Origin of the sequence: Bradyrhizobium algeriense, from assembly GCF_036924595.1 — a bacterium.
Lineage (GTDB): Bacteria > Pseudomonadota > Alphaproteobacteria > Rhizobiales > Xanthobacteraceae > Bradyrhizobium > Bradyrhizobium algeriense.
Window position 1 is genome coordinate 7,890,304 of the sequence record NZ_JAZHRV010000001.1, and the last position, 23,146, is coordinate 7,913,449.

Below are 23,146 nucleotides of genomic sequence, written 5' to 3' on the forward strand. Positions count from 1 at the left end.
ACTGCCCTAATGTTACGAACCTTTGGCGCGTCGTTGGAACGCGTGTCGATCGCGGCGCGCAGGGCTTTTAGTCAACCATGCCAGGGAGGACTTCCATGAAAAAGCTTCTTATCTTGGTCGGCTTGATCGCGTTGGCGAGTTCGGCATTGGCGCAAGGTGCCATGATGGGGATCGTGGTGAAGCCCGATGCGCTGACTTGGAAGGACAGCCCGACCCTACCGAAGGGTGCGCAATTCACGACCATTCTGGGCGATCCGGCAAAAGCTGAGATGGTCGTCCAACGCGTTAAGTTTCCACCTAACTATCAAATTCCGCCACACACTCATCCCTTTGTCGAGGTTGCCACCGTGATCAGCGGTACCTTCGGGACCGGCGAGGGTGAAAAGTTAGAAAAGAAAAGCGAGATGTTGAAGGCGGGTTCGTTGTATACGCACCCGGCGAACCACCCACATTACGCTTGGACAGGGAACGAGGAGGCGATCATCCAAATTCAGTATCTCGGGCCAGCAGGCATCGACTACATCAACCCGGCTGACGACCCGCGCAAGAAGACGCAGTGAAATAAACACGCCAACGGGAGAGCCTGGCTTAACGGCCGGGCTTTTTCTGGCCCGACTGACAGCACGTAATGGCGCATGTGAGACATCCCGGCGTACAATAACGATGTCTGTTTATAGGGGTAGACCAGAAGTCATCGGTACGCGGCAAAACCGACGCGAATGATGTGGTGGACGACGCCCGCTCCCGGCATCGAATGTGCCAAAGGGTGATTGTTCAACAACGAATCACCGGAGGGGGGTCGTCCACATGCAGGTTAGCACCATCGGCGTTGATCTCGCCAAGAACGTGTTCCAAGTGCACGGCGTGGATAGTGCGGGCAAGGTCGTCATCACTCGTCAGTTGCGGCGCAAGCAGGTCATCGACTTCTTTAGCAAGATTCCCCCTTGCCTGGTCGGCATGGAAGCCTGCGGAACCGCTCATCATTGGGCGCGTGAAGTCTCCAAGCTCGGTCACACCGTGCGCCTGATGCCGCCGAGCTACGTGAAGGGCTATGTCAAACGGTCGAAAAACGATGCTGCCGACGCAGCCGCCATCTGTGAGGCCGTGACACGCCCATCGATGCGGTTCGTGCCGATCAAGTCGGCCGATCAGCAAGCCTTGCTGATGTTGCATCGAACGCGGGATCTTTTAATCCGTCAGCGCACGCAGCTGATCAATGCGCTCCGAGCCCATCTTGCCGAGTTCGGCCTCGTTGCGGCGACGGGACGCGAAGGTCTCGCGCAGCTTGCCGCGATCATCACGGACGAGAGTAATCGCGAAGCTCTTCCATCTGCGATGAAACAGGCATTGCAGGCCCTTGTCGATCAACTCGCTGCTCTGGAATTGCAGATCGGGACCCTGGATCGCGCCATTCACGCCCATCATCGTGCCAATGATATGAGCTGTCGCCTCGAGACCGTGCCCGGGATAGGCGTGATCGGGGCCACGGCCATCGCTTCCACTGTCACAGACCCGAGTGACTTCAAATCCGGTCGGGATTTTGCAGCATGGATCGGACTTGTTCCGCGGCAGCACTCGACGGGGGGCAAGGAGCGGCTCGGCGGCATCTCCAAGCAGGGAGATCGCTATCTCCGACGGTTGCTCGTCATCGGTGCAACAGCCGTTGTTCGACACGCCCGGCAGCAGCCGCAAAAGCACCCCTGGATCATCAGGCTGCTGGCCAAGAAGCCGGCCAAGCTCGTCGCCGTTGCCGTTGCCAACAAGATGGCGCGCATCGCTTGGGCGATCATGGCCAAGGGAGGATACTATCGAGCGCCGGAGCTTGCTGCAGCCGCCTGAAGAGGCTTGGCAATGGGAGCCTGAGGCGACGGCGGAGCAAGACAACCGAATTGCGAGGGTGATGATGGCGTGATGCGAAACGGTCGAGCCGTCGATTGGGACAACCCGCTTCTGGGTCATGGGCGTCAAAGCCCGTGCGAATGATTGGGACCCGATCCGCGGACTACATCAGGGCCAGCGGTCATGGTGCCGCGCAAACAGGCCGGACACATGACTTGTACCCGACCGCAAGCCGAACGTCAGATTCTTCTTGCAACGCGGGCGTCGTCCACACATGACCCATATGAGACATCTGCCGACGCGCAACATCACCTGTCGTGCAACACTTGCGGACCCCAGAGTGACGGCGACAGGTATGTGGAGCATGGGCCGTGCATGTACCGTCATGTGGCCTCCGATAGCGCCTCATCGGTCCGCTGAAGAGCTTGAGGCGCGTGCGCAACAAGCACGCCCACCTTCGCCCGACGTTCCATCAAGCGGGATTCTTTCAGGTGAGGTTTGTGGCTGAACAGTTCCATCATCCGCGAGGCATAGCGTTCCCGCTATGGACCTGCACATCATCCGGGAACATCTCGCTCAGGCAGAGCGCCACGTCGCACTGATCGACCGACATATCGCGCGGCAAGTCGAGATTGTTGACGAGCTAGGTCGCAATGGCCATCCAATCGCCTTAGCGCTTGATCTGCTGGAAGAACGCACAGCAGAGGCGCCTAGAGCCGCAGGGAGTACCTAGCCCGCTGCCGTTGCCGCTCACGAAGCTTTGCGTGCGAGCCGCTTGGCGAGCTGGTGTGTTTGCGTTATAATACTGATTAGGGTTTACCGAAGCCTACAAGTGGGACATAGCCATGCCCACGCCTATCAAACACGTCTTTGTGTTGATGATGGAAAATCGGTCCTTCGACCACATGCTGGGGTTCTCTGGCATCACTGGGACCGATGCCGAGACTGGGCAACCAGCAACCATCAACGGGCTGAATAGCACCGAATCGAACAGCTTCAAGGGCCGCGCGTACCCTGTCACCGGGGGCGCGGCCGACCGCATAAATCCCGGTCCAGGTCACGACTTCGGCCACGTCCTCGAGCAGCTGTGCGGTGAAGGCGTTAGGTACCCGATTTGGGGTGCTCCAAATGCCGTAGGCGATCCAGCGGGATACGTGCTCGATGACACCCAGCATGTGGTCTATCGCGGGAACGACAACCACATCCATGAACTGTGGTGGTCGGACTCTGAGGGCTGGCGCCACGGCGGTCTGACCAGCGCAACCGGCGCTCCAAATGCCGCAGGCGATCCAGCGGGATACGTGCTCGGCGGTACCCAGCATGTGGTCTATCGCGGGAACGACAACCACATCCATGAACTGTGGTGGTCGGACTCTGAGGGCTGGGGCCGCGGCGACCTGACCAGCGCAACCGGCGCTCCAAATGCCGCAGGCGATCCAGCGGGATACGTGCTCGGTGGCACCCAGCATGTGGTCTATCGCGGGAGCGACAACCACATCCATGAACTGTCGTGGTCGGTCTCTGAGGGCTGGGGCCGCGGCGACCTGACCAGCGCAACCGGCGCTCCAAATGCCGCAGGCGATCCAGCGGGATACGTGCTCGGTGGCACCCAGCATGTGGTCTATCGCGGGAGCGACAACCACATCCATGAACTCTGGTGGGATCAGGGCTGGGGCCGCGGCGACCTGACCAGCGCAACCGGCGCTCCAAATGCCGCAGGCGATCCAGCGGGATACGTGCTCGGTGGCACCCAGCATGTGGTCTATCGCGGGAGCGACAACCACATCCATGAACTCTGGTGGGATCAGGGCTGGGGCCGCGGCGACCTGACCAGCGCAACCGGCGCTCCAAATGCCGCAGGCGATCCAGCGGGATACGTGCTCGGTGGCACCCAGCATGTGGTCTATCGCGGGAGCGACAACCACATCCATGAACTCTGGTGGGATCAGGGCTGGGGCCGCGGCGACCTGACCAGCGCAACCGGCGCTCCAAATGCCGCAGGCGATCCAGCGGGATACGTGCTCGGTGGCACCCAGCATGTGGTCTATCGCGGAAGCGGCAACCACATCCATGAACTGTCGTGGTCGGACTCTGGGGGCTGGCGCCACGGCGACCTGACGAGCGCAATCGCCCGTGAATACCCCCCGATCAACTGCTCCGGCTACGCGTCGTCGTACGCGAAGCGAAAAGAAGAATTCTTGCCTCTATTCGACGGTCCACGGGTGGGCCCTGAGGGGGCCGGGAACGTGATGAAGTGCTTCACTCCGGACCAGTTGCCGGTGTTGAACGCGCTGGCGCGGGAGTTCGTGGTCTGCGACCGTTGGTTCTCGTCGCTGCCAGGGCCGACCGAGCCCAACAGAATGTTTATGTATGCCGAGACGTCCGGTGACTTCGACTGCAATATGGGAGATTTCGAACGTCCTTCACAGGTGGTGATCCCAGACGGCGGATTAAAGTTCCCACGCGGGACCGTGTTCGGACTTCTCAAGCAGGCTGGCGTGAAGTACCGCATCTATGGGGGGGACAGTTTTCCGACAGCTGCCTGGCTCGATGGCGTCAGCGTGGTCTATGACATTAAGGATTTCGAAGACTTTGCGGAAGATGTAAACGATCCATCTTTTGATGCTGGCTATGTCCACATTGAGCCGGACTACGACGCCATATTCGGTTTCCGGGGCGGCAACTCGCAGCACCCCCATGGCAGCGGTAGCGTTGCTGCAGGCGAGCGCCTCATCAAAGCGGTTTACGAGGCTGTTCGTAGCTCGCCCGTGTGGGAGAAAAGTCTTCTGATCATCACCTGGGACGAACATGGTGGCTTCTACGACCATGTCATTCCACCCTCGGCCCAAGGAACAGGAGAGCGTGGACGCGAACGCGGTTTTACTTTCGATCAGCTAGGACCGCGGGTTCCGGCGGTGGTCGTGTCTCCGCTCATCCCTCGCAACTTGATCGACCATAGAGTGTATGATCACACCGCGATCCCCGCGACTCTCCGCCGGGTGTTTGCGCTCCCGTCGCTTGGGGGGCGAGATGGCATCACTGGCGGTGTGGATCACCTCGCCGGGAGCGTGGCCCGAACCGACGCGCCGATGAGGCTGCCAAACGCTGCCATAATTGGCGCCCCAGCACCGGCACCGAGAAACGCTCCCCCCCATCCTACCGCGCTCATCTCCAAGGATCTTGAGGGCGTAGCAGCCTCAACGCTCAACTCCGCGCTCGTCCAACACCTCGAGGTCACTCCCCCCGAACAACATGCCGTCATACGTGCCCGTGTTAAGCTGATCAGGACCCACGCCGATGCGTTCGCATACCTGGAGGAAGTGAAGCGGCTGGTGGATGCGAAGCGGGTCGAGGCGGGCCTCGTCCACGCTTGACCACGAGCACGATCGCAACGCTTCTCACTTCTTCGACAATAAGCTTAAGCTCGGCGTGGTCGGCTATTATCTGCAGCAAGTGATCGACGACTTCGGAGCTCCTCCCGCACTCGATGGCTTCCGCTCGCGCATCGCCGGCGTGTCGTTTAGCCGACTTCAGAATGACCGCTTATGGCACTTTTCGGACCTGCTGTGATGGCCCGAGGATGTCTGCTCATGAAGCTCGCACGGACACTCCTGTCACGAGGGCCAACTTCCGAAAATGACCCAAGGCGGACCTATCGTCATCTACTTCTCTATTGGCACCCTAGGACGCGAGTTCAGCGAAACATGCCGTTCCACGAACCGTCCACACGAGTTCATCGCGATGGACGCTTCGTAAAAGTTATCCGGTGCGGCTTCCTTGTATTGATACCAAAGATCTACAACGAGAACGTACCACCCGAATATGCGTACCCATCGATCTGCCAAGACGTTTTCAAACTCACCCCGGTCATGGCGATGAATGATGCAACAGTCACGGTTTCGGTCCATGAACTCTGCGACCGAGCGGTATTGGATGACATCTGGGGATGGTACGCGTTCGTGAGGAGGCTTTTGTAGACTGTAAAGGATTGCTTGGCGGATCATTTCCGCATCGTCGAGATACCTTCCCTGCGAGTTGCAAAAGCCAACAACATTTCGGTACACAATGAAGCCAATAGCTAAAGTCAAAGCCGAGGCAATGACGATGATTGTCACGCGACGGATTTTCGTTCGTTCCCTCAAGATAAGACCGATCCCATGAACTGGCGCGCTCGTTGTGTCGCGTAGTACCGACACTTCGAGGTCGCGCTACGAAGGGCAAGCGTTTTTAATGGCCGAAGTTTGCCAATTGATTACCCAATAATGCAGGGTTGTCCTGATTTGGGGTCAATTTTACGGGCCGTGCATTGCCGCTACGTCAAGTCGGCCTATTGGCACTTTTCGGACTTGCCGATCCATCTGACGAAGGTCGGCTATCGGGGGAAAAGCGGAAGTAACTCTGACATCGCCAATCGACGCGATTGACCCATAAGAGACATGCAGCGAGCTGCTGTTGCGATCACCTCGTCGGCGCGGGCAACCGCTTGATCACTCCGGCAGTCCGGCTGTTCGGAGGCCATCGTCGAATTTCTTCCCCCATATAACAAGACGCGCAAGGATACGCGGATTATAGGACGGCCACGATGCGTGAGCCCATCGGGCACGCCATTGAGACATGGTCCGAATAGGGGCATTGTCGTTCGCCAAGTAGCGCTGCATTGATGCGCGTGCCTCGTCCTCCTTGCCTGCCAAGGCAAGCAGCACAGACCGCACCAATCCCAAAACCAGAAACTCGGGAGCAGCAGCTTCAGCCCGCTCAATAGATACAAGCGCCTGCTCGTAGTCCTCTAACATACCGAAGGCGCGCGCCTTGGCGAAATGAAACATTGGTCCGACGAGCCCGGGGTGGTGTGGGCTGATCCGCATCGCCCTGTCGGCATAGGCGATGGCCTGTTCCGGCTGAGCGATATTAGTGTAGGCCAAGGGCAATCCAACCAGAATGCTGTTTGGGGCTAAAATCAGGGCGCGCTCATATGAATCGATCGCCTCCCGAGGCCGCCCCGCCAACAATAGAGCATCGCCTTTTGCGGCGTGAGCTATGTGATAACCCGGGTCGATCTTTACCGCCAAGGACGCAAGTTCGTCAGCACGACGAAGATCAGCTTGACGATCGGGTGCATCAAAAAAGGCAACGCGCTGGGTGAACTTGAATGTCAAATGGGACAGCGCGCGAACATTCTCAGGGTCGATCTCCAACGCTTGCTCACAGAGGCGAAAGGCCGAATCGCGTTCCGGCGTCCAAACCGCTCGATTAACCGCAGCGGAGCAGCGCCAAGCAAGATCGTCCGCATTGGGATTGGCCGTGCGAGTTTGTGCCTGCTTGGCTCTCTCTTCAGTCAATTTGATACCGATCGCAAACGCGATGCGCGTTACAATAGCATCTTGCATCTGCAAGAGGTCGGAGCGGTTCTCATCAAACCGATCAGCCCAGAGATGCGCGTCGTTCTCGGTATCTATGAGTTGGGCATTCACACGCAGCCGGTCACCACTCGGCTGTACGCTGCCTTCTAGCGCATAGCGCACGCCGAGATCCTTGCCGATCTGCCGAACATTGACTGGCTTGCCCTTGTAAGTGAAAGCGGTTGACCGGGAGATGACGAAGCTGTTCCGAAAACGCGAGAACCCGGTGCTCAGTTCGTCGCTGATGACGTCTGCCAGATAGTCTTGGCTCGCATCGCCGGATAGGTTGGCAAAGGGCAGGACGACGATGGAGAAGCGCTCAGTGGGCTTTGCCAGCTGGTCTGGCAACTGTACGGGCGCGCGGCCGAGGTGGAGGTACAGTGCCGCGCCGACAGCGCTGGCGATCAGTACAACTGCGGCTCCGATCGCCCTGACGCGTGTGCTCCACCTGGCGCGAAGTACAGGCGGCGCCGCATTGCGCGGCTGTGAGAGCTTGGCGGGCCGCGCATCATCGAGAGCGACTCGGAAGACCCGCACTGGCCGTGCGATGTTCTTGAGTTGCCGTTCGCCTGCATCCTCGAAAGTGACATCGAACTTGCCCCGAACCTGCCGGTGCGCGTCATCGGAGATACAAATGCCACCTGGCTTCGCCAATCCCTCCAGACGTGCCGCCACATTCACGCCGTCGCCGAAAATGTCACCTCGATCGATGATTATGTCGCCGACATTGATGCCCATGCGGAACTCGATGCGCTTCTCGTCCGGCACCCCGGCATTGCGCTCGGCCATCCCGCACTGGACATCAACCGCGCAGCGCACTGCATCCACCACGCTGCTAAACTCTGCGAGCATTCCGTCCCCAGTGTTCTTGACGACCCGGCCACGGTGTTCGGCAACCTTAGGATCGACAAGAGCGCGCAGATGGGCCTGAAGCTGGACGTGCGTGCCCTCTTCGTCCACGCCGGTCAGCCGGCTGTAGCCAGCCACATCGGCTGCCAGTATGGCAGCAAGCCGACGTTCGATGCGGTCCTGCCCCGACGCAACCATGGCGCTGACCTCCAGCCTCCTTATACACCTAATTGCGGGCCTGTGGATGGCACAGCCGGTAGGTCTCCCCGGTGAGCCGCACCGCCAAAGGTCTGATCGCGGGGATGTCCGGTCATGACCCTGGCTGTGTGACTGCGCCCCCGCCACGTCGCCAAGCTCGCGAACGCGTCTATGCTTCCGCTAGGACGTTTTTACACAACCAAGACCCAACTCGGACATGGGGTCAAACCAGCGATTGCCACTAACCGGGGCCAATTTTAGCCGTTACGATGTCGCCCGTTGAACCGGCGAGCGGGAGGTCGCATTGCCTCTCGCTTCATCGACGGAGGCATCGATGACCAACCTTTATTTTGAAGAACTGCAAATCGGAATCCGCAGCGCGGCGGGCCCCTATTCGCTCTCCAAGGAAGAGATTATCCGTTTCGCCAAACAATATGATCCGATACCCCGCCACATCGACGAGGAACTCGCGGCACAATCGGTCTTTGGCGGATTGACGGCATCGGGGTCGCATACGTTTGCGATCTACATCCTGCTCTCGGGTCAGCTTCAACCGCACTTCCAGGTCCTGATGGGATTGGGTTGGGATGAGTTGAAGCTGACGAACCCGGTACGCCCGGGTGACGCGCTCAATCTCGAAATGACGATTCTGGAGCTGCGCGCCTCGAAATCGAAACCTGATTGGGGAATAGTCCGCAACCAAAACCTGCTGCGCAATCAAAAGCGCGAGACGGTCCTGGAATGCATTTCCACCATTTTCGTTGCGCGGAGGCCGGACGCGAATGCGTCTCCTCGGTAATGTCCGGTGTTGGCGCAAAGCGGCCGTTCATACGCAGGATCTCGTGGTCGATAACGAATGACTAGAAAACTATCCAGTTTCCAACCGCCAAGGAGATCGTAAAACCTTGTCAGCCTGCTCAGGCGCGGGCAGGGTGCTCGTCATGTTGGATCTGGAATGAAAACACTTCCTTCCGCCTGAACTCAGCCTAGCCAAACGGTCGCCGAGGATGTCTGTTATCGGCGGGAGAGCGGAAAATATCTGCTCGTTTCGAGTATTTCTCAGTTTGACCCCTACCAGACATTTGTTGCTGATCCCGTTTGTCTGGACAATCCCGAACGGTTGGCGGGTTCCTCGGCGCGATGAGTTCTTCGCACACGCCCTTGTGACGGAGGGTTCCTGCCGATGCACTCGCTTCCAATTGCCTGCAAGATACGATCCGCGGTAATAATTTCGGCGGGGATATGCAGACTCCCCTTTAGACGTTGATCGTCCAAGCTCTGCGCAAACACTCGATTTGTCGAGAGGGTTGCGCATGGACGAACAGAACAATCAGACATCCCGATCTGGAAGCTGCGGCTCGCCCACTGGCGAGTCCGAGGTACAGCGCCCTGCCGGCAGCCGAGTCGGCTCGACCACCGCCTACTACGGCGATGCTGCGCGGGTGAGGGAAGGCTTCGCAATAGCGCTCGGACTCCTGGGGCTGAGTGCCGGGATAGTGGACGGCCTCACGCGCAATCAGCCGGAAGAAGGAGAGTGATCATGCGTCTGGCGCTCTTGTTTGTGGTTTCGATCCTTGCGGCGTCCCTGAACATGGCCGCGAGATCGCAGGAGATCGATTGGCAAAAGGTCGATGAGACCCTTGGCAGAAAAGCCGCGGTGAGCGGCGATGTGCATCGTTACGGCTTCCCGCGCACCGATCTCTCGGTCACGCTTGACAGCGTTGTGATCAAACCGGCGCTTGCGTTGGGCGGCTGGGTCGCATTCAAGCCGGCCCATGGCGGCGCGATGGCGATGGGCGATCTCGTCCTATTGGAAACGGAAATCAATCCGGTCATGCTCAAGCTGATCGAAGGCGGCCTGGAGATCACGGCCGTGCACAATCATGTGCTACGCGCCAGCCCGGCGACTTTCTACATGCATGTCGGAGGTCACGGCGACCCCGTCAAAATGGCAGCGGTGATCCGCGATGCGCTTTCCGCCAGCAAAACTCCGCTCACCGCACCTGCGGGCGGAGCGCCACCACCGATTGATCTCGACACGGCGCAGCTCGACCAGATCATCGGCGCCAAGGGCCAGAACAATGGCGGCGTCTATCAGTTCGCGGTGCCGCGGCGCGATCCAATTAGCGAGGGCGGCATGCAGCTCGCTCCGGTCGGTCCCATGGGAGTAGCCGAGGCCATCGGTTTCCAGCCCACAGGCGCTGGCAAGGCGGCGACTACCGGTGACTTCGTCCTGACGGCCGACGAGGTGAACCCCGTGATCAGGGCATTGCGGAGTAATGGGATAGAGGTAACCGCGCTGCACAGCCACATGCTGGACGAGCAGCCGAGGCTGTTCTTCTGCCATTTCTGGGCCAACGACGATGCAGTGAAGCTGGCGAAGGGTTTGCGCGCGGCGCTCGACAAGGCTGCGGTCGCGTTGAACTAAGCGCCCGCTTTGCTGTCGCTCGGATGCTGGTCGCGCGCGCCACGGAGTTCTCTTCGCAATCAAGAAGGAGTAGAGACCATGTCAGCACGAGCCTTCTCTCAAGCAGTCCTTTGCTGTCTTATGATGGCTGGCGCCTTCTCGCCCGCTCATGCCCTGACCCAAGAGGAGCTGGTGGCCAAGCTGCAATCGGCAGGTTATTCGCAAATCCGCGACATCAAATCCACCGCTGAAGGCACTTCCGTCAAGGCGACGAAAGACGGCAAGGACGTGTCACTCGTCGTCGATAGCAGCGGCAAAGTCCAGGAGCGGCGCTAGGAGCCATTCCATGCTCTCCGCAGAGTTGCCATCCGGCGAGAACTCTGTCCCGCCATTGCGCGTCATCGATCTGACGAAATGGTACGGCGAGGAGCGTGCCATTGATGGCGTAACTTTTTCTGCGAGCGCGGGTGAGGTTGTCGGCATTATCGGACCGAATGGTGCCGGCAAGACCACGCTGCTGGAAACGCTCGTCGGCCTTCTTCCCGCTGAAGCCGGAGACGTTTTATGGCATGGCGAGCCGCTGCCTGCATCGGAACGTCGCAACGCACTCTTTTATCTGCCGGATGGCGTGCGTCCCTATCGCGACGAGGCGACCTTCCAGGTCGTGTCGTTTTTTGCCGGTGTCTACCGGCGATCGAAGGCAGAAACTGCAGACACGGTCACGTCAGTGGGGCTGAGGCCCGTTCTTCGCAAGCGCGTGCATGCGCTGTCGAAAGGGTACAACCGTCGACTGTTGCTGGCGCTGGCTCTGCTGACGCCACATTCTGTCTTGCTGATGGATGAGCCATTCGACGGCTTCGATCTGCGGCAAACGCGCGAGATCGTCGACGTGCTCCGCAACCAAGCCGCTCACGGCCGGACATTCATTCTCGCCGTTCATCAGCTGGTCGATGCAGAGCGTGTCTGTGACCGCCTGATTCTGCTCGCCGGTGGCCGGGTTCGCGCTTCAGGCACACTGGACGAATTGCGCACACGAGCGTCGCTGCCTGCCGGCTCGCTGGAGGACATTTTTCTTGCGCTCACCTAAGACATATGGTTTGCGCGCCGCGCCGCTGTGGCCGCTGCTCGCAAAGGAGCTGCGGGAAATCACCAGTGGTCGGGCGCTGTGGACGATGTTACTGCTGCTGTGCCCGCTGATTGGCTACAGCTTTTTTCAAGCTGTTTCGCTTTACGGCGAAGCAAGCACGGCGGCCCTGCAATCTCCAGTCATGGCAAACAGCCTATCTCCGCTGGACGGCATTCTGGTGCCTACGCTCGGCTCGTTCTATGTAGCGGTAACGTTACTGTTTCCGTTCGTCGCCATCCGCGCACTTGGCCAGGAGAAGGAAACCGGCGCGCTTCGCCTGCTTGTGCAGTTGCCATATCGTCCATCGACGCTCGTCTCCGCCAAGCTCGCCGCCGTGTTTGGCGCATGGAGTCTTGCGAGTATCCCGGCGCTTTCCGCCCTTATCTTGTGGCGCATCCTGGGTGGGCATGTGGCGGCGGTGGAGACGGCAAACCTTCTATTTGGCCATCTGGTCTATGGCCTGCTGGTCGGCGCGCTCGCGCTGTTCTCGGCGTCGATCACGGATAGTGCGTCTACCGCGGCGATTATCGCGCTTGCCGTCACGATCGGGTCATGGGTCCTGGATTTCGCCGTCGCCGGCAACCCCGGACCATTGTCATGGATCGCGCAGCTGTCGCTGACCCAGACGTTGCGCCCGTTCGAGCAGGGGCTGCTCTCGGGTGGCCACGTGCTGGGAGCTGCTTTCGTGATCTTTGGTCTCATTGCGTTGACTACGGTTTGGTTGCCGCCCGGTGTTCCACCACTCGAAAAACTACGTCGCTCGCTGCCGTGGGTGTTGATCGTAGCGCTGATGCTCGGTGCTGCGGCCCAGGTGAGGCTGACGTTCGACGTCACCGAGGACAGGCGAAATTCCTTTCCGTTAGCTGATCAGAAGCTGCTCGCGACGCTCCGGCTCCCGTTGCTCGTGACCGTGCATCTCGCGCCCGAGGACCCCCGCTATGCCGACCTGCAACGCAACGTCTTGGCAAAACTGGAGCGCACAATGCCAAACGTATCGGCCACTCTCGCGGGCCGGCGGCAAGGTTTCTCGGGCGGGAGCAGCGACGAGTCCTATGGCGAGGTCGAATACGTTTATGGCAATCGATCCGACATCAGCCGGTCAACCAGTCCTCGCGAGATTTTGCCGCTGCTCTACGCGCTCGCGGGTGTTTCGTCGCCGGCGCCAACACCCGGCGGCGAATATCCCGGCTATCCGCTGGTCGCCGGCACTGATGCCGCGCTTTTCTGGTTTTTCGGCGGACTGCCGCTTCTGATTGTTCTTTGCTGGTGGTGGATCCGCCGCCCACCTTCCAACTCTCTCGCGTATGAAGGAGGCACGTCATGAATAACAGAAACATAATTGCTTGTGTTGTTTCGGCAATCGGTCTCGCGGCACTGGCTCTGCCAGGACTCGCCGCGCAGCCAACGACCATCGATTTTTCCGGCGAAACCGTCGGGGGCGAACCAAAGTCATTCGTGCCGGTCGTGGGCATCTGGCGGATTGAGAACGACAGCGGAAAAAAGGTGCTCACAGTTGACGGGCGGCAATGGAAGGAAGGGCAGTCATCGGCGGGTATTGCCGACAAAGCGCGCGCCCTCTATGGCGAACGCTACGCGGAGTTTCTCGACCGCGTTCAGGCCTACGCCTACTTTCCCTACGCCGTCGTGCCGAACGTCGAAAATTTCACAGGCGGCGAGATTACGATGCGCTTTGAGGGATTGTCGGGCCGAATCGATCAGGGCGCTGGAATCCTGTTCAATCTCAAGCCGAATGGCGACTACCTGACCATTCGCGCCAACTGCCTCGAAAACAACCTCGTGCTGTGGAAGTTCGAAAAAGGTAAGCGCTCCTCAGTCAAATGGGTACGCAATACGCCGACCGCGACCAAGCAATGGCATGAGCTCAAGGTCCGGGTCAGCGGCTCCAAGGTCGAAGGCTATCTGGACGGCAAGCTCTATCTTGAAGATACGCTGTCGCAGCCCGTGTCAGGTCGCATCGGCCTGTGGTCCAAGGCCGACAGCCACATGTATTTCAGCGACTACACGATTAGGGTCGACTGAAAATAGGCTGGACGAGCAGCGTGCCGAGAAAAGGCGAACTGCGATGAACCGCAAGTGGTAATGGCAGGCAATCGCTTGTTCGCGGTTGGATATGGCCGGCGCAGCTAAGGCGCGCGTTGTCTCGGGGCCATCCGAGAGGTCTTCGTTGCCAACGATCTCGGCCGCGCCGCGTTCGAGGCGTTGCACGATTTCGTTGGGCGAATCTTCCTGGAGGACGGCTCCTGCGTCAAGCACGAGGCGGCGATCGAAAAGGTTGGGCGCCTATCGTCGTGCATCGCGGGCATCCAGTTGCACGGTCTCTTGCATTGTCAGCTGTTGGCACTTTTGAGACGTACCGACGCACGGCAACGATGTCTGTTCACAGGGGAAGACCGGAAGTAGTCGGCCGACGGCCAAAGTGACGCGATTGACCCGCAAGAGACATTTGCGCGGGGAGAAGAGAGCAGCGTCAATCCGAATTGGTTAGAACGGCGCATTCACCGTTCGACTGCAAAGATGCGCCAATCTCCGGGGACACCCTTGAGCGAATGATTGCCGCGATCACCAAAACGCAAGCCGGAACCCGCCACTAGGTCCTTGACCGTGCCCGACACCAACACCTCACTCGCGCCGGCGAGCGCCGCCACACGCGCTCCGATGTGAACGGCAATACCGCCGATATCATCGCCGATCACTTCGCACTCGCCGGTATGAAGTCCGGCGCGGACTTCAATGCCCAGCGGCCTGATTTCGTCGGCGATGGCGCAAGCGCAGCGCACGCCGCGTGCCGGACCGTCGAAAGTAGCAAGAACGCCGTCGCCGGTCGTCTTGATTTCGTGGCCGCGGAAGCGTGAGAGGGTGCGCCGTATCGCGGTGTGATGAGTGTCAAGGAGGTCGTGCCAGCGATGGTCGCCGAGCGCGGCGGCTTTCTCGGTCGAGCCGACGATGTCTGTGAAGAGCACCGTGGCAAGCACGCGGTCGACCGCGACGGGCGCAAGCGAGCCGGTCAGAAACTCCTCGATCGCATCGGCGATGTCGTCGGCATTGTCGCCGACGAAGGGGATGTGGTCGACCCCTGGGAACTCGAGATAGCGAGCGCCTGGAATATGCGTGGCGAGAAACCGGCCGCCCTCGACGCTGATGTTCCTGTCGTCCGTCCGGTGGATGACGAGAGTCGGGACCCGGATCGTCGAGACGATGTCGCTGATGTCAATCAGACGGTTCATGCGCGCGTACGCGGCGGCGCCAGCAGGGCTATTGGACACTCGCTCGTTCTTGCCCCACCAGCGTTTGAACGCGCAGTCATTGACGCGGGAGGGCGCAAACCTTGCCACGCTGTCGCCGCTGCCCCAGTCACGCTCGATATAGTCGAGAGAGTGCTCCAGCGTCGACAGAGCAAATGTCGATGCCGGATAGGCGTTGCAGAGCACCAGCGCGCGGCAGCGACTGGGATAGGTCGCGGCGAATAGCGCCGACATCGTGCCGCCTTCAGAAATGCCGAGAAGCGCCGCCTGTTGCATGCCGGTGGCGTCCGTAACCGCACGCAGGTCGTCCATGCGCTGGTCGAGGCCCGGGTAGTCAGCGACCCGATCCGACAGGCCCGTGCCGCGCTTGTCGAACATCACCACCCGGGCGTAGCGCGCCAGGCGCAACAGCCAACGACTGACCTCCGGTTCGTCCCACCAGTGCTCGACGTTGGTAAAGCCCGGCGGAGCGAAGACAACGTTGAGCGGGCCCTCACCGAACACTTGATAGGCGATGTGAACGTCGCCGCTCTTGGCGTATCGGGTGTCTGGCTGCATTGACGACCCCACGCTTGCCGGGACTTTCCGGCCGACCGGAATTATAGCAGCAGCCTGGATTGTCGGGAACGGCTCAATGTCCCCTGTTGGCCCTCAACCGAACAAAGCAATTGTCCTCTCCACGTCGGCTGTCAAAGGTAAACCGGAAACCAGTCTTGAAGATTTGAACTTCCGAGTCTGACCCAACTGAGACATGGGCGGCCCAGGACGTTCGCAGCGCAAAAGCATGTTCGCTCCACCGCTGAAGCGTGATATCGTCCGGTCAGTTGCATGGACATGACCCCACGGGAGGGTCGCATGGCAACCTGCATCCGACGGCGAGAATTCATATTCAGCCTGGGCGGTGGCATGGCAGTTATCCCGCTGGTCGCACGTGCACAGCAGCCATCCATGCCGATAATCGGGCTGCTGGGAGCGACAAAAGCGCAAGGATACGCGGCGCAGCTCGCGGCCTTTCGGCAGGGTTTGAGCGAGGCAGGTTTAGTCGAAGGTCGAGATGTAACCATTGAGTATCGCTGGGCGGATGACCAATACGATCGACTTCCGGCATTGGCTGCCGATCTTGTCAACCGCCGCGTGGCTGTCATTGCGACGATTGGCGGAAACCCAGCTTCTCTAGCCGCGACGGCTGCAACGACAACTATACCCGTCGTCTTTCACGGTAGTCTCGATCCCGTCCAAACCGGGCTTGTTGCACGCCTCAACCGTCCCGGCGGCAATGCCACTGGGGTGGTTACTTTGAACCTAGATACTGGCCGGAAACGGTTGGAAATACTCCACGAGGTCGTTCCAGCGGCGACCACGCTGGGCCTGCTCCTCAACCCGACAAATAAAATCGTAACCGAGGTCCAGTCCAGGGACCTGCAAACGGCAGCTATCGCGCTCGGCCTAAAACTCCGCGTGCTGAATGCGAGTGCCGAACGCGATTTCGAAGATGTGTTCGCGCTTCTCAAGCGGATGCAAATAGGTGGGCTTGTGATAGGTACCGACGGTTTCTTCGTCAGCCAAAGCGAAACGCTGGCTGCACTGACAGTCCGCTACGCAATACCAGCGATCTTTCAATACCGCGCGTTTGCAGCCGCCGGCGGGCTGATGAGTTACGGGGGCAGTGTCACGGCCTCCTATCGTTTGTCTGGCGCCTATGTCGGACGCATTCTTAAAGGTGCGAAGCCAGCCGATTTACCGGTCCAACAGTCCACAAAAGTCGAGCTGATCGTCAACCTCAAGACAGCGAAGGCACTCGGTCTGACCGTCCCGATGTCGCTCCTCGCCCGCGCCGACGAGGTGATCGAATGATGGCGCTTTTTGTTGCAGCGCGTGAGTCCGCAGTTGGCCCATCAGCGAAGTGGCGACCCGCCTCATTGAGGTCCGCTCAGTGAGGCATGGCGGACTAGATTTGCTTACCTTGAGTTCTTAGCATTTTGACCCAATCCGGTCCTAAGCTGGGCCGGAATTCCGCAGCGCAGCAGTCTCCCACCGTACTGAGGTGTGCTATCGTTTTGGTCAGCGCGGGAGGCGATGGCAGTGAGGCGACGCGAGTTCATTACTCTGCTCGGCAGCGCGGCGGTGGCGTGGCCGCTGGCGGCGCGCGCGCAGCAAGCGGCGAGACCGCCGCGGCTGGCGATGTTCCATCCGGCAATCCCGCCGGCGCTCCTGACTGAAACGGGCGGGGGCAGCGCATGGCGCGCCTTTTTCGGCGAGTTGCGCCGTTTGGGTTACGTGGAAGGACAAAGTCTGATCATCGAACGCTACTGGGCCGAGGGACGTCATGACCGTTATGCCGAAGTGGTCCGTGAAATCGTGACCCGCAACCCGGATGTGATCGTCACCGGAACGAATCCCGTCGTGACCGTGTTCAAGGCGGCAACCGGTACGATACCGATTGTTGCTTTCATGCTGGATCCGCTGCAGGCGGGGCTGGTGACCAACCTGCAGCGGCCCGGCGGCAACCTCACCGGCATCACGCTTGATGCCGGCATCGAGATCTGGGGCAAGCGGCTGGAGTTCTTGAAAGAAGCCATTCCTTCGATGCAGAAGGCCGTATTCCTGGGGATGCGCGGCGGATGGGAAGGGTCTGTGGAGCAAGTCTTGCGGGGCGCCGCCGCGCGTTTGGGAATTTCGCTGGCTTTTGTCTTCCCGCAGGAGGGGAAACCCTCTGAGATTGAGCGCGTCTTCGATGCGATAGCAGAGCAACGGCCGGACGCGCTGCTGGTGAGCGGAGAGGGCGACCTTTACGCCAACCGCCAGCTCATCGCCGAGCTCGCCGCGAAAAAACGCTTGCCGACGATATGTCCGTACCGCGATTACGTCGAAGCCGGCGTGCTGATGGGTTATGCGCTCGATCTCACGGAGCTGTTCAGGCGGTTAGCTGATGACGTGCACAAAATCCTGAAAGGTGCCAAACCGGGTGACATTCCGATTTATCAGGCGACCAAATTTGAACTCCTAATCAACCTGAAGACGGCAAAAGCATTCGCCCTGACCCTGCCCCCGGCGCTGCTCGCCCGCGCCGACGAGGTGATCGAATAATTCTGCCATGTCCGTTCATGGCCCCCTAGCCGAACTGCCCATGAACCGCCGCAGAAGGCGGCTCTCGGAGCGGAACCGAACCTGATGCGCGCAGAGACCGCCGCTTTTGACCCATCTGAGACATCAGGCCCTGATACCGTTTGATGCCGTTTGCTTGCCATTTTTGGCTCGCCGCTCATTCGCAAGGTGTTAGATTAGATTTTGAGATGAACTAAATGAGCGTGTCCGGATGCAGCGGCGCGAGTTCATAGCGGTTCTTGGCGGCATGGTGGCAGCTTGGCCGCTTGCCGTGCGTGCGCAGAAATCGCTGCCCCGGATTGGGTGGTTAGTATTTGGCGACGCCAAAAAATTGGGACCAGTCGATCAGTCGTTGAAGGACGCCCTCGCACAGGCCGGACTTCTCGATGGCCGCAACATCGAAATCATCTTCCGCTATGCCAACGGTATGCCGGATCGACTTGCGGAATTGGCCACCGAACTTGTCGCGCAAAGGCCCAACCTTCTGCTCGCTGTTGGCGGTGATGTTATCAAGCCACTGTTTGAGGCAAGCAAAGGTAGCATACCCATCGTCGGTGGCGTTAGTGATAGCCCTATCCGGTCGGGAATTGCCGTGTCTCTTGCTCGACCAAGCAAGAACTTCACTGGGATCACGTTTCTTACGGATGAAATGGCGGCGAAGCGGATGGAACTGCTCAAGGAAGTGGCGCCCAACGTCAGGAAGGTTGCGGTGATATTCAATCCGCAGCATTTCGATGACGAAGTGACTTTTGCACGGCGCGGAGCCGAATCGCTCGGCCTTGAGCTAACGACCCACCCGATAAACAAGATCGCCGATCTCGATGCATCGCTGCAGGGGGTGGGTGCAAGTGGCGCCGATGGCCTGCTCGTCATCTCGTCACGCCTTACTGGCATTGTTGCCGCTAAAATCGCACAACACGGCCAAGAGCGTCATCTTCCAGTGATTGCGTCGTGGCGGGAATTCGCAGACAGCGGTGCTTTGCTGTCCTACGGGCCGAGTCGGATTTTTGAGGCCAAACGTTTGGCGGGCTATGTGCAAAAGGTCTTAAACGGGGAGAAGCCGGCGGATTTGCCTATCGAGCAACCTGTAAAATTCGAACTTGTTATCAATCTCAAAACCGCCAAGGTCCTCGGGCTCACGGTATCGCCTTCATTACTCAGCCGCGCCGACGAGGTGATTGAATGACGCGGCTGATTACTGCAACGCATGAGTCCACAAATGCGAAGTGCTGACTGGCTATAAAATTGTCTGCTTATAGGGGTCGATCGGAAGTGATCGGCGCGCGCTCAAAACGGCGCTTTTGACCCATAGCAGTTGTGCGCTACGCGCCGCGTTTGCGACGCAGCATCTACGCCAGCACTGAGTGCGACGACCATCGAAATCTGATACTCTCACCCGCGTCTCCTCAAGCTGCGATGAGGATTGAATGAAGCGGCGGGAGTTTATAGCATCTGCTGCGGCGCTGCTCGTTTCGCCACGGCGTTCGTGGGCGCAAGGGACGCCTCGCCGGATCGGTGTCTTCGGCTTCTTAGATCCGATAGCTCGCGAAGCGTGGCGCAGTGGCTTGCGCGAAAAGGGCTGGATCGAGGGCAAGAACCTGCTCATCGAATATCGTTATGCCGAAACCCCGGATCGCGTGCCAACGCTGGTTGCCGAGTTGATGGCTCTAACTCCTGATCTGGTAGTTGCCTCCGGGCCACAAGCAGCCGTAGCCCTGAAATCGGCAACCACTACCATTCCGATCGTGTTCGTGGCTGTGGCCGATCCTGTGGGGATCGGTTTCGTGCAAAGCCTGTCGCGTCCAGGCGGCAACATGACCGGTCTTACGACGGTGGTGCCGGGAAATTTCATCGGAAAACAAATAGAAATCCTGCGGGAACTGGTTCCTGGCGCCTCGAAAATTGCGCTCTTAGTCAATCGGGACAACCCAATGCAGAGGCAGATTTTAGCCGATGAGGTACCCCGCACAGCCCGGGAGCTAAGCATAGCTCTGCTGATGGTTGAGGCGACCACGGCCGAGGAACTCGACACCGCCTTTGCTTCGGCCGCCGCCCAGCGCGCCGATGCAATGGTTGTTTTTGGCGATGCTCTGACCGTTCGCCAGGCCCCGCGAGTTGTCGCGCTCGCCGCGGAACATCATCTGCCTGCGATCCATCTCTTCCGGATATTGGCCGATGGCGCATTGGTCATCTACGGCCCCGAAATCCCCGATCTGTTCCGCCGTGCTGGCGGCTACGTCGACAAGATCCTCAAAGGTATCAAGCCTTCCGATCTGCCGGTCGAGCAGCCGACCAAATTCGAGCTAGTGATCAACCTGAAGACTGCCAAAGCGCTCGGCCTGATCGTCCCGCCGTCGCTGCTCGCCCGCGCCGACGAGGTGATTGAATGAGGCCGGTGAATGTCTGCTTATGGCAGGCACCTTTGAGACATGGCGACCGACCCTGACGATGTCCGTTTGCAGGGGAAGACCGGAAGTAGTCGGCCGACGACCAAAATGACGCGAATGACCCGTTTGAGACATCAGCCACCTCCCGCCGACCGCGGCTGACGCTATCCCCGAACCCCGTTCAGTGCGATAATTTGAATTGGGACTAACGTTCTCCTGATCCGGGAGACAGCCATGCGGCGGCGGCAATTTGTTAAATTCATTGGCGGCGTGGCACTTGCTTGGCCGCTCAATGCAGGAGCACAGCCGGCGGGCAAGTTATACCGTATTGGTTATGTCAACGCGGGCGCCGCAGCTGCGCAGGGTGGCGTCGGACTCGAACGAGCTTTCGTTGAAGCCCTCCGTGAGTTGGGCTGGATGGAAGGGAAGAATATTGCCTTCGAGTACCGATTCGCACAAGGTCATTCGGATCGGCTACCCGGCATGGCCACAGAGTTGGTGCACCTCAAGGTCGATGTCATCGTTGCAAACGGAACATTGGCGTCACTCGCCGCCAAGCAAGCCACCTCGACGATCCCCATTGTCACGGCGCCTGCTGGCGATCCACTCGGGAGCGGGCTTGTTCCGAGTTTGGCGCACCCAGGCGGGAATGTCACAGGTTTGAGCCTAATGGCTCCGGATTTGGGCGGGAAGCGGTTGGAGCTACTCAAGGAGCTTCTGCCCGACGTCTCCAGAGCGGCCATCCTGTGGAATGCTGCCAATCCCTATGCGGCGGATGTGTTCAGAGAGACGGACCGTGCCGCCCGGACATTGCGAATTACGCTGCAATCGCTTGAGGTGCGCAGTCCCGATGATTTTGATACAGCGTTCGAGGCTGCCAAAGTCCAACGTCCAGAGGGCCTGATTACGGTCGAAGACCCACTCACCGTTGGTTATCGAAAACAGATTGTCGACTTCGCAGCGAGAAATCGCTTGCCTGCCATCCACGGCGTTCGGGAATTTGTGGAGGCTGGAGGCCTCATCGCTTATGGCGCGAGCCTATCGGATTTGTCCCGGCGCGCTGCGACCTACGTAGACAAGATCCTGAAGGGCACCAAGCCTGCGGATCTTCCAGTTCAACAGCCAACCAAGTTCGAGTTTATTGTCAATCTCAGCGCTGCCAAGGCGCTCGGGCTGACCATGCCGCCATCGCTGCTCGCCCGCGCCGACGAGGTGATCGAATGAGGGCGTAGTTTGCTGCGGTGCATGAGTTCGAAGTTGGCACATAGCTGCCCCGGACGTGTGTGACGGCACGTCCGCAGTTGGCACAAATGCGAAGTGCTGACTGGCTATAAAATTGTCTGCTTATAGGGGTCGATCGGAAGTGATCGGCGCGCGCTCAAAACGGCGCTTTTGACCCATAGCAGTTGTGCGCTACGCGCCGCGTTTGCGACGCAGCATCTACGCCAGCACTGAGTGCGACGACCATCGAAATCTGATACTCTCACCCGTCTCCTCATGCTGCGACGAGGATCGAATGAAGCGGCGGGAGTTCATAGCGGCGACTGCGGCGCTGCTCGTTTCGCCACAGCGTTCGTGGGCGCAGGGGACACGCCGTCGGCTTGGCTTTCTTGCTGTAGGTGATGGGAGCGGGCAGGCCCTCAATCAAACCGAGCTTGCGTTGTTTGATGGACTGCGAAGCCACAGCTGGATAGACGGAAGAAACCTGATTATCGAGTATCGTTTTTCCCACCCCCCGGATCGACTGCCAGCTTCGGTTGCCGACCTGATTGCTCTCAGTCCCGATGTGCTCATCGTCGCGGGACCACGGGCAGCCGCAGCCCTGAAATCGGCAACTGCCACCATTCCGATTGTATTCGTGGCTGTGGGCAATCCCGTGGGGCTCGGCCTCGTGCAAAGCCTATCGCGACCAGGTGGCAACATTACGGGTTTTGCGACAGTGGTACCGGGACAGTTCACCAGCAAAATGATAGGAACCCTGCGGGAAATGGTTCCTACCGCCTCGAAAATTGCGATCTTGGTCAATCCGGGCAATCCAATTCACAGGTTGATAGTAGCCGAGGAGTTGCCCCAAACGGCCCGCAAACTAGGCGTGGCTCTCCCGATAGTAGAGGCGAGCACGGCTGAGGAACTGGACATCGTCTTTGCCTCGGCTGCCGCCCAGCACGCCGATGGCATAGTTGACCTTGGCGATCCTCTCACCTTTGTCGAGGCTCCACGAGTTATCGCGCTCGCGGCGAAGTATCATCTTCCGGCAAACTACTTTTTCCGACACTACGCCAATGCCGGCGGATTGTCGTTCTACGGGCCCGATATAGCCGATCTTTTCCGCCGTGCAGCCGGCCACGTGGATAAGATTCTCAAAGGCACCAAGCCTGCCGATCTGCCAGTGGAGCAGCCGACCAAATTCGAACTGGTGATCAACATGAAGACGGCCAAAGCGCTCGGTCTCACCGTGCCGCCTTCGTTACTCGTCCGCGCCGACGAGGTGATCGAATAAGATCGGCACTTCCGGGTTTGTGAAGGTTTTCGGATGCCGGCCCCATGATGGTGGTGCCGCACACACGGGGGTC

The 23,146-nt window shown here is 59.5% G+C and carries 19 protein-coding genes; 16 read left to right on the top strand and 3 right to left on the bottom strand.

Annotation, left to right across the window (positions count from 1 at the left end):
* The first annotated feature begins 95 nt into the window (after positions 1 to 95).
* From V1286_RS37825 to V1286_RS37840, 4 genes are all read left to right on the top strand, one after another.
* Complete coding sequence (locus V1286_RS37825; protein ID WP_334485667.1) at positions 96 to 560, top strand: cupin domain-containing protein; 465 nt, start codon at positions 96 to 98, stop codon at positions 558 to 560.
* Between the two features lie 247 nt (positions 561 to 807).
* Entirely contained in the window at positions 808 to 1,839 is a 1,032-nt protein-coding gene (locus tag V1286_RS37830; protein ID WP_334489066.1) for an IS110 family RNA-guided transposase, read from the top strand.
* Positions 1,840 to 2,684: 845 nt separating this feature from the next.
* The gene (locus V1286_RS37835) at positions 2,685 to 5,213 is read left to right on the top strand and encodes an alkaline phosphatase family protein (RefSeq protein WP_334489068.1); all 2,529 of its coding nucleotides are present in this window, start codon (positions 2,685 to 2,687) and stop codon (positions 5,211 to 5,213) included.
* Complete coding sequence (locus V1286_RS37840) at positions 5,176 to 5,409, top strand: transporter (protein WP_334489071.1); 234 nt, start codon at positions 5,176 to 5,178, stop codon at positions 5,407 to 5,409. Before V1286_RS37835 ends, V1286_RS37840 begins: the two co-directional genes overlap by 38 nt.
* Before the next feature lie 92 nt (positions 5,410 to 5,501).
* Here the strand turns inward: V1286_RS37840 and V1286_RS37845 are convergent, their stop codons facing one another.
* Positions 5,502 to 5,954: a hypothetical protein gene (locus V1286_RS37845; protein ID WP_334489073.1), complete on the bottom strand. Its 453-nt coding sequence runs from the start codon at positions 5,952 to 5,954 to the stop codon at positions 5,502 to 5,504.
* 372 nt (positions 5,955 to 6,326) lie between these two features.
* On the bottom strand, positions 6,327 to 8,285 hold the full coding sequence (locus tag V1286_RS37850; protein ID WP_334489076.1) for an adenylate/guanylate cyclase domain-containing protein: 1,959 nt from the start codon (positions 8,283 to 8,285) through the stop codon (positions 6,327 to 6,329).
* A 334-nt stretch (positions 8,286 to 8,619) separates the two neighbouring features.
* On the opposite strand from V1286_RS37850, the gene V1286_RS37855 reads away from it, so the two are divergent.
* The 6 genes from V1286_RS37855 (at position 8,620) to V1286_RS37880 (ending at position 13,858) form a co-directional block, all read left to right on the top strand.
* Positions 8,620 to 9,084, top strand: coding sequence for a MaoC/PaaZ C-terminal domain-containing protein (locus tag V1286_RS37855; protein WP_334489079.1), 465 nt, complete (start codon positions 8,620 to 8,622; stop codon positions 9,082 to 9,084).
* 792 nt (positions 9,085 to 9,876) lie between these two features.
* Positions 9,877 to 10,713 (top strand): DUF1259 domain-containing protein, encoded by an 837-nt coding sequence (locus V1286_RS37860; protein ID WP_417021303.1) that lies wholly within the window; start codon positions 9,877 to 9,879, stop codon positions 10,711 to 10,713.
* A gap of 78 nt (positions 10,714 to 10,791) precedes the next feature.
* A complete protein-coding gene (locus V1286_RS37865; RefSeq protein ID WP_334489085.1) occupies positions 10,792 to 11,028 on the top strand; it encodes a PepSY domain-containing protein in 237 nt (78 codons plus the stop codon).
* Between the two features lie 10 nt (positions 11,029 to 11,038).
* A complete protein-coding gene (locus tag V1286_RS37870) occupies positions 11,039 to 11,779 on the top strand; it encodes an ABC transporter ATP-binding protein (RefSeq protein ID WP_334489087.1) in 741 nt (246 codons plus the stop codon).
* On the top strand, positions 11,766 to 13,142 hold the full coding sequence (locus V1286_RS37875) for an ABC transporter permease (protein ID WP_334489089.1): 1,377 nt from the start codon (positions 11,766 to 11,768) through the stop codon (positions 13,140 to 13,142). Before V1286_RS37870 ends, V1286_RS37875 begins: the two co-directional genes overlap by 14 nt.
* Positions 13,139 to 13,858 (top strand): hypothetical protein, encoded by a 720-nt coding sequence (locus V1286_RS37880; protein WP_334489092.1) that lies wholly within the window; start codon positions 13,139 to 13,141, stop codon positions 13,856 to 13,858. Before V1286_RS37875 ends, V1286_RS37880 begins: the two co-directional genes overlap by 4 nt.
* Positions 13,859 to 14,334: 476 nt before the next feature.
* Here the strand turns inward: V1286_RS37880 and V1286_RS37885 are convergent, their stop codons facing one another.
* Positions 14,335 to 15,585, bottom strand: a complete 1,251-nt coding sequence (locus V1286_RS37885) for an adenylate/guanylate cyclase domain-containing protein (RefSeq protein WP_334489095.1) — start codon at positions 15,583 to 15,585, stop codon at positions 14,335 to 14,337.
* Positions 15,586 to 15,936: 351 nt separating this feature from the next.
* Here V1286_RS37885 and V1286_RS37890 point away from each other — a divergent pair, with 351 nt between their 5' ends.
* From V1286_RS37890 to V1286_RS37915, 6 genes are all read left to right on the top strand, one after another.
* A complete protein-coding gene (locus tag V1286_RS37890) occupies positions 15,937 to 16,935 on the top strand; it encodes an ABC transporter substrate-binding protein (RefSeq protein WP_334489097.1) in 999 nt (332 codons plus the stop codon).
* Positions 16,936 to 17,163: 228 nt separating this feature from the next.
* Entirely contained in the window at positions 17,164 to 18,168 is a 1,005-nt protein-coding gene (locus V1286_RS37895; protein ID WP_334489100.1) for an ABC transporter substrate-binding protein, read from the top strand.
* Positions 18,169 to 18,397: 229 nt separating this feature from the next.
* The gene (locus V1286_RS37900; RefSeq protein ID WP_334489103.1) at positions 18,398 to 19,372 is read left to right on the top strand and encodes an ABC transporter substrate-binding protein; all 975 of its coding nucleotides are present in this window, start codon (positions 18,398 to 18,400) and stop codon (positions 19,370 to 19,372) included.
* Positions 19,373 to 19,613: 241 nt separating this feature from the next.
* Complete coding sequence (locus V1286_RS37905; protein ID WP_334489106.1) at positions 19,614 to 20,576, top strand: ABC transporter substrate-binding protein; 963 nt, start codon at positions 19,614 to 19,616, stop codon at positions 20,574 to 20,576.
* A gap of 231 nt (positions 20,577 to 20,807) precedes the next feature.
* Positions 20,808 to 21,797, top strand: a complete 990-nt coding sequence (locus V1286_RS37910; RefSeq protein WP_334489109.1) for an ABC transporter substrate-binding protein — start codon at positions 20,808 to 20,810, stop codon at positions 21,795 to 21,797.
* 292 nt (positions 21,798 to 22,089) lie between these two features.
* Positions 22,090 to 23,073 (top strand): ABC transporter substrate-binding protein, encoded by a 984-nt coding sequence (locus tag V1286_RS37915; protein WP_334489111.1) that lies wholly within the window; start codon positions 22,090 to 22,092, stop codon positions 23,071 to 23,073.
* The last annotated feature ends 73 nt before the right edge of the window (positions 23,074 to 23,146 follow it).

What these genes read in the sequence shown, in the direction of transcription:
- V1286_RS37850 (WP_334489076.1), bottom strand. Translation starts at nt 8,285, where the DNA reads ATGGTTGCGTCGGGGCAGGACCGCATCGAACGTCGGCTTGCTGCCATA.
- V1286_RS37880 (WP_334489092.1), top strand. Translation starts at nt 13,139, where the DNA reads ATGAATAACAGAAACATAATTGCTTGTGTTGTTTCGGCAATCGGTCTC.
- V1286_RS37910 (WP_334489109.1), top strand. Translation starts at nt 20,808, where the DNA reads ATGCGGCGGCGGCAATTTGTTAAATTCATTGGCGGCGTGGCACTTGCT.
- V1286_RS37865 (WP_334489085.1), top strand. Translation starts at nt 10,792, where the DNA reads ATGTCAGCACGAGCCTTCTCTCAAGCAGTCCTTTGCTGTCTTATGATG.
- V1286_RS37860 (WP_417021303.1), top strand. Translation starts at nt 9,877, where the DNA reads ATGGCCGCGAGATCGCAGGAGATCGATTGGCAAAAGGTCGATGAGACC.
- V1286_RS37835 (WP_334489068.1), top strand. Translation starts at nt 2,685, where the DNA reads ATGCCCACGCCTATCAAACACGTCTTTGTGTTGATGATGGAAAATCGG.
- V1286_RS37825 (WP_334485667.1), top strand. Translation starts at nt 96, where the DNA reads ATGAAAAAGCTTCTTATCTTGGTCGGCTTGATCGCGTTGGCGAGTTCG.
- V1286_RS37870 (WP_334489087.1), top strand. Translation starts at nt 11,039, where the DNA reads ATGCTCTCCGCAGAGTTGCCATCCGGCGAGAACTCTGTCCCGCCATTG.
- V1286_RS37840 (WP_334489071.1), top strand. Translation starts at nt 5,176, where the DNA reads ATGCGAAGCGGGTCGAGGCGGGCCTCGTCCACGCTTGACCACGAGCAC.
- V1286_RS37900 (WP_334489103.1), top strand. Translation starts at nt 18,398, where the DNA reads ATGCAGCGGCGCGAGTTCATAGCGGTTCTTGGCGGCATGGTGGCAGCT.
- V1286_RS37915 (WP_334489111.1), top strand. Translation starts at nt 22,090, where the DNA reads ATGAAGCGGCGGGAGTTCATAGCGGCGACTGCGGCGCTGCTCGTTTCG.
- V1286_RS37890 (WP_334489097.1), top strand. Translation starts at nt 15,937, where the DNA reads ATGGCAACCTGCATCCGACGGCGAGAATTCATATTCAGCCTGGGCGGT.
- V1286_RS37830 (WP_334489066.1), top strand. Translation starts at nt 808, where the DNA reads ATGCAGGTTAGCACCATCGGCGTTGATCTCGCCAAGAACGTGTTCCAA.
- V1286_RS37855 (WP_334489079.1), top strand. Translation starts at nt 8,620, where the DNA reads ATGACCAACCTTTATTTTGAAGAACTGCAAATCGGAATCCGCAGCGCG.
- V1286_RS37905 (WP_334489106.1), top strand. Translation starts at nt 19,614, where the DNA reads ATGAAGCGGCGGGAGTTTATAGCATCTGCTGCGGCGCTGCTCGTTTCG.